The organism is Stenotrophomonas sp. PD6 (genome assembly GCF_049199305.1).
GTDB lineage: Bacteria > Pseudomonadota > Gammaproteobacteria > Xanthomonadales > Xanthomonadaceae > Stenotrophomonas.
Window position 1 is genome coordinate 1 of sequence record NZ_JBLZQD010000007.1, and the last position, 9,619, is coordinate 9,619.

A 9,619-nucleotide genomic window follows, 5' to 3' on the forward strand; every position below is an offset into this window, starting at 1 on the left:
GGGCGCGTGGGCTGGGTTTTGTTTATAAGCGCCCGGCGCGGGCCGGGCGCGCGCCGACGGCGGCGGCCGGCACGGCAGCAACGGCCAGCGCGGTGTCGGCCACGGCAGCGGCACGTTGCGGCGCCCACGGTGCGGTCGGCGTGCCCGGTGCGGTCGGTGCGGGTGCGGGCAGTTCGGCCTGGCTGGCGATCACGGTGGTCGGCGCCGGCGACGGTGCCTCGCCAGGCAGCTGTTCGCGCGCCATGAACAAGGCCACGGCGGCGACCGAGGCCGCCAGTGCGGCGCCCCCGCCCCAGCGCAGCCAACCAGCGCGCCGCTCGCGCGGGGCCGGAGTGACGGCGGCCTGCACAGGCGCAGGCTCGGCGGCAACGACGGCCTGCACGCGCGCGGCGAAGCCGGCCGGCGCGGGCGCACAGGCCTGGCCGCGCAGCACGTCGCCCAGCAGCTGCCAGCGCTCGTGGCAGCCCGACAGGGCCTCATCGTGCTCCAGCCGGCGCAGCATGAAGCGCGCCTCGTCCAGCGTCAGCTCACCATCGATCAGCGCCGACAGCTGCTGGCGATGGTGGGCATCGAATTTGTCCGGCGCAGGGCCGGTGGAACCATTGGTAGGCATGTGGTGACTCATACGCGACCCTTCTCGCGGGTGGCACTGCCGATGTCCAGCAGCGGCCGGAGTTCGGTGTCGATCGCCTCGCGGGCGCGGAAGATCCGCGACCGCACGGTACCGATCGGGCACCCCATCTTCTGCGCGATGTCCTCGTAGCTCAGGCCCTCCACCTCACGCAGGGTGATGGCCGACCGCAGCTCTTCCGGCAGCGCCGATACCGCCTTCATCACCGTCTGCTCCAGCTCCTGGCGCATCAACTCGCGCTCGGGCGTGTCGGTGTCGCGCAGGCGGGTACCGCTGTCGAACTGCTCGGCATCCCCGATGTCGATGTCATCGGTGGGCGGGCGGCGGTTGTGGGCGGCAAGGTGGTTCTTGGCAGTATTCACGGCGATCCGGTGCAACCAGGTATAGAACTGCGCATCCCCCCGGAAACTGCCGATCGCGCGGTAGGCGCGGACGAAGGTGTCCTGGGCGACGTCCTGACATTCACTCCAGTCGGCGATGTAGCGCCCGATCAGGGCGACGATCCGATGCTGGTACTTGCGCACCAGTACATCGAACGCCGCGCTTTCGCCGCGCTGCACTCGCCGGACCAGCTCAAGGTCCAGCTCCTGTGGTGTTTCAACCTCGGCCATTGGGGGCCGCACTCCTGTCAGCCCAACCGACGTCGGGCAATGAGACTGCCAATCCCGGGAAAAGTTCAGCGCTCGATCACGAGACGCCGCACCAGCTTTTAACCACCGTTCCGTTAAGGTTTCAGATCACGGCCGTGAACCGGGTCCTCCACTCCCCCAGCTATAAGGATTTGACGGGGAGGAAACAACCTCTGGATCATAGCCCCCTTCTCCATACACAACCGGATGGAACGTCCCATGCTTTCAGGCTTCGATGGGCTCCGCTTCTCACATTGGCACCCCGAGATCCGTGACGATGGTGTCGTGGTGCTCAGCCTCGACCGCCAGGACAGCAGCGTCAACGCGATGTCGCAGGACGTGCTGCTGGAACTGGGCGACCTGGTCGAACGCCTGGCCATGGACCCGCCCAAGGCGGTCGTGGTGCAGTCGATCAAGCCGGCCGGCTTCATTGCCGGTGCCGACCTGAAGGAATTCCAGGAATTCGACCGCCGCGGCACCGTCAACGACGCCATCCGCCGTGGCCAGACCACCTATCAGAAGCTGTCCGAGCTGCCCTGCCCCACGGTGGCGGCCATCCACGGCCACTGCCTGGGCGGCGGCACCGAGCTGGCGCTGGCCTGCCGGTACCGCGTGGCGTCCAACGATCCCTCCACCCGCATCGGCCTGCCCGAAACGCAGCTGGGCATCTTCCCCGGCTGGGGCGGCAGCGCGCGCCTGCCGCAACTGGTCGGTGCACCGGCGGCGATGGACATGATGCTGACCGGCCGCAACCTGTCGGCATCGGCCGCGCGCAACATCGGCCTGGTCGACAAAGTGGTGGCACCGGCCGTGCTGCTCGATACCGCTGTCGCACTCGGCCTGTCCGGCACCACCCGCCCGTTCAAACAGCGCCTGACCGCCTGGGCCACCAACACCTGGCTGGCACGCAAGCTGCTCGCCCCGCAGATGGCCAAGCAGGTCGCACGCAAGGCCAGGAAGGAGCATTACCCGGCCCCGTACGCGCTGATCAACACCTGGGCACGCACCGGCGGCAGCGGCATCCAGGCCCGCCTGGACGCCGAGCGCCGCGCCGTGGTCAAGCTGGCCAGCACCCCGACCGCGCGCAACCTGATCCGCATCTTCTTCCTCACCGAACGCCTCAAGGCGCTGGGCGGCAAGGACCACGGCATCCGCCACGTGCACGTCGTCGGTGCCGGCGTCATGGGCGGCGACATCGCCGCCTGGTCGGCCTACAAAGGCTTCGAGGTCACCCTGCAGGACCGTGAGCAGCGCTTCATCGACCCGGCCATGGAACGCGCGCAGGCCCTGTTCGCCAAGAAAGTGCGCGACGACAGCAAGCGCCCCGCCGTCGCCGCCCGCCTCAAGGCCGACCTCGCCGGTGACGGCGTGGCCGTCGCCGACCTCGTCATCGAAGCCATCATCGAAGACGCCGAGGCCAAGCGCGGCCTGTACCAGACGCTGGAGCCGAAGATGAAGGCCGACGCGCTGCTGACCACCAACACCTCCTCCATTCCGCTGGTGGAACTGCGCGACCACATCCAGCGCCCGGCGCAGTTCGCCGGCCTGCACTACTTCAACCCCGTCGCGCAGATGCCGCTGGTGGAAATCATCCACCACGACGGCATGGCTCCCGAGACCGAGCGCCGCCTGGCCGCCTTCTGCAAGGCGCTGGGCAAGTTCCCGGTGCCGGTGGCCGGCACCCCAGGCTTCCTGGTCAACCGCGTCCTGTTCCCGTACATGCTCGAAGCCGCCACCGCCTATGCCGAAGGCATCCCGGGCCCGGTCATCGACAAGGCCGCCGTCAAATTCGGCATGCCGATGGGCCCCATCGAACTGCTCGACACCGTCGGCCTGGACGTCGCCGCCGGCGTCGGCAAGGAACTGGCCCCGTTCCTGGGCCTGCAGATCCCGGCCGCCCTGCAGACCGTCGAACAAGGCAAGCGCGGCAAGAAGGACGGCCAGGGCATCTACAAGTGGGACAACGGCCGCGCCCAGAAGCCGGACGTGCCGGCCAACTACCAGGCCCCGGCCGACCTGGAAGACCGCCTGATCCTGCCGCTGCTCAACGAAGCGGTCGCCTGCCTGCACGAAGGCGTCGTGGCCGACGCCGACCTGCTCGATGCCGGCGTCATCTTCGGCACCGGCTTCGCCCCGTTCCGCGGCGGCCCGATCCAGTACATCCGCGCCACCGGCGCCGACGCCCTGGTCGAACGCCTCAAGGCACTGCAGCAGCGCTACGGCGACCGCTTCGCCCCGCGCCCGGGTTGGGACGACGCGGTGTTGCGCGAGCCGGTGATTTAAGGCGCCGAAGAGTTCGCGCCAACAGCAGCCGGGCAGAGCCCGGCGCTACAACAACGCCACCGAGAGGTGGCGTTGTTTTGAAACAACCTGTTACCCGAACGGGCCATGCACCCGCCCTGGCTGCGTGCCATTCTTTCCGCCTGTCCCCGCCAGCGAGAAAGCCCGCATGACGACCATCATCGCCCCGCGTGTCCATGACATCGGTGGCCTCGAAGTACGCCGCGCCGTGCCCAGCATCCAGGCGCGCAGCGTCGGCCCGTTCGTCTTCGTCGACCAGATGGGCCCCGCCGTCATGGGCGCCGGCGCCGGCATCGACGTGCGTCCGCACCCGCATATCGGCCTGGCCACCGTCACCTTCCTCTGGTCCGGCGCCATCGGCCACCGCGACACCCTCGGCTCCGACCAGGTCATCCGCCCCGGCGACGTCAACTGGATGACCGCCGGCCGCGGCATCGCCCATTCCGAGCGTACCCCGCCGGTCGAGCGCGAACACGACCACCCCATCCACGGCATGCAGACCTGGGTGGCCCTGCCGAAAAACTTCGAAGAAGCCGACCCCGCCTTCTACCACCACGCCGCTGCCACCCTGCCCCAGCAGCGCCGCAACGGCGCCTGGGTGCGCATCATCGCCGGCCGCGCCTATGGCGAAGAGTCTCCGGTCAACGTCTTCGCCGACACCCTCAACGTCGCCATCGACCTCGACGCCGATGCCGAGCTCGACCTCGACACCGGCCACGTCGAGCGCGCCCTCTACATCCTCGACGGTCAGGCCCAGCTCGACGGCGTCGACATTCCCGCCCAGCACCTCATCATTCCCGAGACCGGCGCCCGTGGCCGGTTGCGGGCCAAGACGCCGTTGAAGGCGATGCTGCTTGGTGGTGAACCGTTGGATGGGCCGCGCCACCTCTGGTGGAACTTCGTGTCCAGCTCAACCGAACGCATCGAGCAGGCCAAGCACGATTGGGAATCGGGACGCTTCGGCACCATTCCCGGCGACGACAAAGAATTCATCCCGTTGCCGGAACGCTGAACCCGCTCTTGCGCCCGCTCCCCAACGTGCACCCCCGGTCACTCCTGGAGATGCGCAATGAGCATGGGCAAGCGTCTGGCCGCCGAGTTTCTCGGCACATTCTGGCTCGTACTGGGCGGCTGCGGCAGCGCCGTCCTGGCCGCCAAATTCGGCGGTGAGGGCAACCCGCTGGGCATCGGCTTCGTCGGCGTCGCCCTCGCCTTCGGCCTGACCGTATTGACGGGCGCCTACGCGTTCGGACACGTCTCCGGCGCCCACTTCAATCCGGCGGTCAGCGTCGGGCTGTGGGCCGGCGGCCGCTTCCCCGGGCGCGACCTGCTGCCCTACATCGTCGCCCAGGTGGTGGGCGGTCTGCTGGCCGGCTTCATCCTGCTGCAGATCGCCTCCGGCGCGCCCGGCTTCCAGATCGACCCCAGCCAGGCCGGCGCTTTCGCCAGCAACGGCTATGGGGCCCTGTCACCCGGTGGCTACAACGTCGCCGCCGCCTTCCTGTGCGAAGTCGTGCTCACCGCCATGTTCCTGGTGGTCATCATGGGCGCCACCCACGGCCGTGCTCCGGCCGGCTTCGCGCCGCTGGCCATCGGCCTGGCCCTGACCCTGATCCACCTCATCAGCATCCCGGTCACCAACACCTCCGTGAATCCGGCCCGCTCCACCGCCGTGGCCGTCTTCGCCGGCAGTGGCGCCCTGGGCCAGCTGTGGCTGTTCTGGGTGGCGCCGCTGCTGGGCGGACTGATTGGCGGCATCGCCTACAAATGGATCGGCACCGAGCCGAGATGACGGCAAGCGCCTGCACCGGGCCCGCCGAAAGGCGGGCTCTTTAACCCTGTTTAGAATCATTTGAAACAGTTATTTGTAGATCGGGTCACATTCCGTTAAGGTCGAAATCACCGACCCGTCACCTGACGGGCAGGCCTCGGAAGCGCATGGGGATGTGCGCAGTATCGGCCAGGGTTGTTCATGGCCCCGAAGCGTCCTGCCAGTGACCAGGTGCGGCCAATCCGTCCTAGGGGGAAACAATGAACATCCTGCGCGCCACCGTGTGCCTGAGCCTGTTGTTGTCCGCTGCGGCCGCATCGGCCCAGTCGCCAAGCGGTTGTCCTTCGCTGCCGTCCGGCAGCGACCTGCAATGGCAGGAACAGGTCACTTCCAGTTTCGTGCTGTGCAAGGCCAGTACCGCCGATGGCCGCGAAGTGATGAGCCTCATGCTCAGCAACCGCGACCCGGAGATTCCGCTCGCGCGCCCGCTGCGCCAGGAAAAAGGCACCTTCGCCGGCGAGTCGCTGTACTGGTACCAACCTGATCTGGGCGGACAGCAGCCACCGGGCTACGCCACCCGCCGCGTCACCGTGGTGAAGTTCGACAAGAACCGCTACGCGCAGATTTCGTTGTATGCCAGCGATGCCGGCGAACTGGGTTCGCTGCAATCCATGGCACGGGGGATGAATCTGAATCCTTCCACCGTTGCCTCGAGCCCGTAACCGCAGCCCGCACCGCCTCGTCCTGCAGCGCCGGTCGTTGGCCGGCGCCGCAGGTGGCGGTCAGAAGCGGCCTTCCTGGAAGTCGACGAAGGCCTGCATCAGTTCCTGCTTGGTGTTCATCACGAACGGGCCATGGCGCATGACCGGCTCGCGCAGCGGGCGACCCGCCACCAGGATCAGGCGTGCACCGGCCGCGCCGGCGCGCAGCTGCAGCAGCTCGCCGCCGCCCAGCACCGCCATCTCCTGCCGGTCGACCGGCCGCGCATCGTCGCCCACGCCGATCACCAGCGCGCCCTCGAACACATACGCGAACGCGTTATGGCCTTCCGGAAGCGCGTAGTCCCACGCCGCTCCTGCATCCAGCTGGATGTCCAGGTACAGCGGGTCGGTCGCCGGCTGCACGATCGGGCCTGTCGTGTCGCCCACCTGCCCGGCAATCACCTTCACCTGCACGCCCGGCGCCGGCTGCGCCACCGGGATGCGCTCCGGCGCGAATTCCTGGTACTTCGGGTCGGTCATCTTGTCGCGCGCCGGCAGGTTCACCCACAGCTGGAAGCCGCGCATCTGCCCCGATTCCTGCTCGGGCATCTCCGAATGCACCAGGCCGCGGCCGGCGGTCATCCACTGCACGCTGCCCGGGGTCAGCAGGCCCTCGTTGCCATGGTTGTCCTTGTGCCGCATGCGGCCGTCGAGCATGTAGGTGACGGTCTCGAACCCGCGGTGCGGGTGGCTGGGAAACCCGGCAATGTAGTCCTCGGCGCGGTCCGTGCCGAATTCGTCCAGCAGCAGGAACGGGTCCAGGTCGGGCAGCGAGGGGCCGCCGATCACCCGGGTCAGGCGCACGCCCGCACCGTCGGATGTGGCCATGCCACGAATGGTGCGCTGCACGCGCGCGGGGGTTGGGCTGCTCATATTGACTCCAGCGAAAGGATTCCGGGTACAAGATGGGCGCAGCCCCTGGAGGCGCCAACCGTCATGCCCGCAACCGATTGTTCCAAGCGTGGTGTTTCGTACCCGTGTACGACCAAAGTACTAGCGGCAAGCTTCCGCCTGCGCATTGACCCGGTCACTGCCAGGGCGGACCCTTACGGTGTTCTTCAGGGAGACGCAATCTCATGAAAGGTTTTTCCAAGTTGGGTTGGGCCGCGCTCGCGCTGCTCGGCGCATTCTGTCTGGGCACCGTCGCGTTGCGGCGGGGCGAACAGATCAACGCGCTGTGGATCGTGGTCGCCGCAGTCTCCATCTATCTCATTGCCTACCGTTTCTACAGCCTGTTCATTGCCGACAAGGTGATGCAGCTGGATCCCACCCGGGCCACGCCCGCGGTGCTCAACAACGATGGTCTGGACTATGTGCCGACCAACAAGCACGTGTTGTTCGGCCACCACTTCGCCGCGATCGCCGGCGCCGGCCCGCTGGTGGGCCCGGTGCTTGCCGCGCAGATGGGCTACCTGCCCGGCCTGTTGTGGCTGGTGGTCGGCGTGGTACTGGCCGGTGCGGTGCAGGACTTCATGGTGCTGTTCATTTCCAGCCGACGCAACGGGCGTTCGCTGGGTGACCTGGTGCGCGAGGAAATGGGCCAGGTGCCCGGCACGATCGCGTTGTTCGGCGCGTTCCTGATCATGATCATCATCCTGGCGGTGCTGGCGATGGTGGTGGTGAAGGCGCTGGCGGAAAGCCCGTGGGGCATGTTCACGGTGATTGCGACGATGCCGATCGCGATCATGATGGGTATCTACATGCGCTACATCCGCCCCGGCAAGATCGGCGAGATTTCGGTGGTGGGGTTGATCCTGCTGCTGCTGGCGATCTGGTACGGCGGCAAGATCGCCGCAGACCCGGTCTGGGGCCCAGCGTTTACGTTCACGGGCATCCAGATCACGTGGATGCTGATCGGCTACGGCTTCGTGGCCTCGGTGTTGCCGGTGTGGCTGCTGCTGGCCCCGCGCGATTACCTGTCGACGTTCCTGAAGATCGGCACGATCCTGGCGCTGGCGGTCGGCATTCTGATTGTGATGCCGGAGCTGAAGATGCCGGCCCTGACGCAGTTCGCGGCCAGCGGTGACGGCCCGGTGTGGAAGGGCGGAATGTTCCCGTTCCTGTTCATCACGATTGCCTGCGGTGCGGTGTCGGGTTTCCATGCACTGATCGCCTCGGGTACGACGCCGAAGCTGTTGGCCAATGAGCGCCACATGCGCTACATCGGCTACGGCGGCATGCTGATGGAATCGTTCGTGGCGGTGATGGCGCTGGTTGCGGCCTCGATCATCGACCCGGGCATCTACTTCGCGATGAACAGCCCGGCATCGGTGATCGGTGCGGACGCGGTGTCGGCGGCGCACTACATTACGACGACGTGGGGCTTCACGATCACGCCGGAGCAGCTGGAGGCGACGGCGGCGGCGATTGGTGAGCCGACGATCCTGCACCGCGCCGGTGGCGCGCCGACGCTGGCGGTGGGTATCGCGCAGATCCTGCACCAGGCGATCCCGAGTGGCAGCAACGCGATGATGGCGTTCTGGTACCACTTCGCGATCCTGTTCGAGGCACTGTTCATTCTGACGGCGGTGGACGCGGGTACGCGTGCGGGCCGCTTCATGCTGCAGGACCTGCTGGGCAATTTCATTCCGGCGCTGAAGAAGACGGAGTCGTGGACGGCGAACATCATCGCGACGGCCGGCTGCGTGGCACTGTGGGGCTACCTGCTGTACACGGGCGTGGTGGATCCGTTCGGTGGCATCCAGACGTTGTGGCCGCTGTTCGGTATCTCGAACCAGATGCTGGCGGGTATCGCGCTGATGCTGGGCACGGTGGTGCTGTTCAAGATGAAGCGTGACCGCTATGCGTGGGTGACGGCAGTACCGGCGGTATGGCTGCTGATCTGCACGACGTACGCGGGCCTGATCAAGATCTTCGACAGCAATCCGGCGCAGGGCTTCCTGGCGCAGGCGCACAAGTTCCAGGACGCGATTGCAAGCGGCACTATCACGGCCCCGGCGAAGACGGTGGGCCAGATGCAGCAGATCGTGGTGAACGCATACGTGAACACGGGGCTGACGGTGCTGTTCCTGTTCGTGGTGTTCTCGATCCTGGCCTACGCGATCAAGACGATCGTGGTGGCACGCCGCACGCCGCAGCGTACGGACCGTGAGACGGAATACGTGGCGCTGCAGCCGCACCAGATGGCGGACCTGTGATGAGCACGGGTCTGGTTCCGGTCGGGCAGTACCAGGCGCACCGCCGGATCTGGCGGCGCCTGGTGCAGACGGCACGGTTGTGCTGCGGGATTCCCGACTACGACAACTATGTGCGGCACGTGCTGGAGAAGCATCCGGACCGCACGCCGATGGACTACAAGACGTTCTTCCGCGAACGCCAGGAAGCGCGTTACGGCGGTCGTAATGGTGGTCGCTGCTGTTGATGTTTAAACGGTAGGTCTCGACCGTTGGTCGAGACGGCTTGAAAGCGAAAAGGGGGGGGCGGGCGCGCCCCCGGTGGTTTTGGGGGGTTTTTTTAATGGGTTTTGGGGGGGGGGGGGGGGGGGGGGGGGGGGGGGGGGGGGGGG

8 protein-coding genes and 1 pseudogene are annotated in these 9,619 nt (G+C 67.2%); 6 read left to right on the top strand and 3 right to left on the bottom strand.

What is annotated here, in order from left to right:
* Window positions 1-49 precede the first annotated feature (49 nt).
* Both ACOZHM_RS11580 and rpoE read right to left on the bottom strand, forming a co-directional pair.
* Window positions 50-613, bottom strand: a pseudogene (locus ACOZHM_RS11580) (sigma-E factor negative regulatory protein); the annotation flags it as partial.
* A gap of 8 nt (window positions 614-621) precedes the next feature.
* Window positions 622-1,242 carry an RNA polymerase sigma factor RpoE gene (rpoE, locus tag ACOZHM_RS11585; RefSeq protein ID WP_421569405.1) on the bottom strand — a complete coding sequence of 207 codons (621 nt, stop codon included), beginning with the start codon at window positions 1,240-1,242 and terminating at the stop codon, window positions 622-624.
* A gap of 237 nt (window positions 1,243-1,479) precedes the next feature.
* Here rpoE and ACOZHM_RS11590 point away from each other — a divergent pair, with 237 nt between their 5' ends.
* The 4 genes from ACOZHM_RS11590 to ACOZHM_RS11605 all read left to right on the top strand — a co-directional run bounded on the left by ACOZHM_RS11590 (window position 1,480) and on the right by ACOZHM_RS11605 (window position 6,054).
* Complete coding sequence (locus ACOZHM_RS11590; RefSeq protein WP_421569406.1) at window positions 1,480-3,543, top strand: 3-hydroxyacyl-CoA dehydrogenase NAD-binding domain-containing protein; 2,064 nt, start codon at window positions 1,480-1,482, stop codon at window positions 3,541-3,543.
* Between the two features lie 166 nt (window positions 3,544-3,709).
* Window positions 3,710-4,573 (top strand): pirin family protein, encoded by an 864-nt coding sequence (locus tag ACOZHM_RS11595; RefSeq protein WP_421569407.1) that lies wholly within the window; start codon window positions 3,710-3,712, stop codon window positions 4,571-4,573.
* A 57-nt stretch (window positions 4,574-4,630) separates the two neighbouring features.
* Entirely contained in the window at window positions 4,631-5,353 is a 723-nt protein-coding gene (aqpZ, locus tag ACOZHM_RS11600) for an aquaporin Z (protein ID WP_421569408.1), read from the top strand.
* Between the two features lie 239 nt (window positions 5,354-5,592).
* Window positions 5,593-6,054, top strand: a complete 462-nt coding sequence (locus ACOZHM_RS11605) for a hypothetical protein (protein WP_421569409.1) — start codon at window positions 5,593-5,595, stop codon at window positions 6,052-6,054.
* A 60-nt stretch (window positions 6,055-6,114) separates the two neighbouring features.
* On the opposite strand, the gene ACOZHM_RS11610 is transcribed toward ACOZHM_RS11605, so the two are convergent.
* Entirely contained in the window at window positions 6,115-6,966 is an 852-nt protein-coding gene (locus ACOZHM_RS11610; protein ID WP_421569410.1) for a pirin family protein, read from the bottom strand.
* Window positions 6,967-7,169: 203 nt separating this feature from the next.
* Here ACOZHM_RS11610 and ACOZHM_RS11615 point away from each other — a divergent pair, with 203 nt between their 5' ends.
* Window positions 7,170-9,251: a carbon starvation CstA family protein gene (locus tag ACOZHM_RS11615; protein ID WP_421569411.1), complete on the top strand. Its 2,082-nt coding sequence runs from the start codon at window positions 7,170-7,172 to the stop codon at window positions 9,249-9,251.
* Window positions 9,251-9,475: a YbdD/YjiX family protein gene (locus ACOZHM_RS11620; protein WP_068853636.1), complete on the top strand. Its 225-nt coding sequence runs from the start codon at window positions 9,251-9,253 to the stop codon at window positions 9,473-9,475. Before ACOZHM_RS11615 ends, ACOZHM_RS11620 begins: the two co-directional genes overlap by 1 nt.
* The last annotated feature ends 144 nt before the right edge of the window (window positions 9,476-9,619 follow it).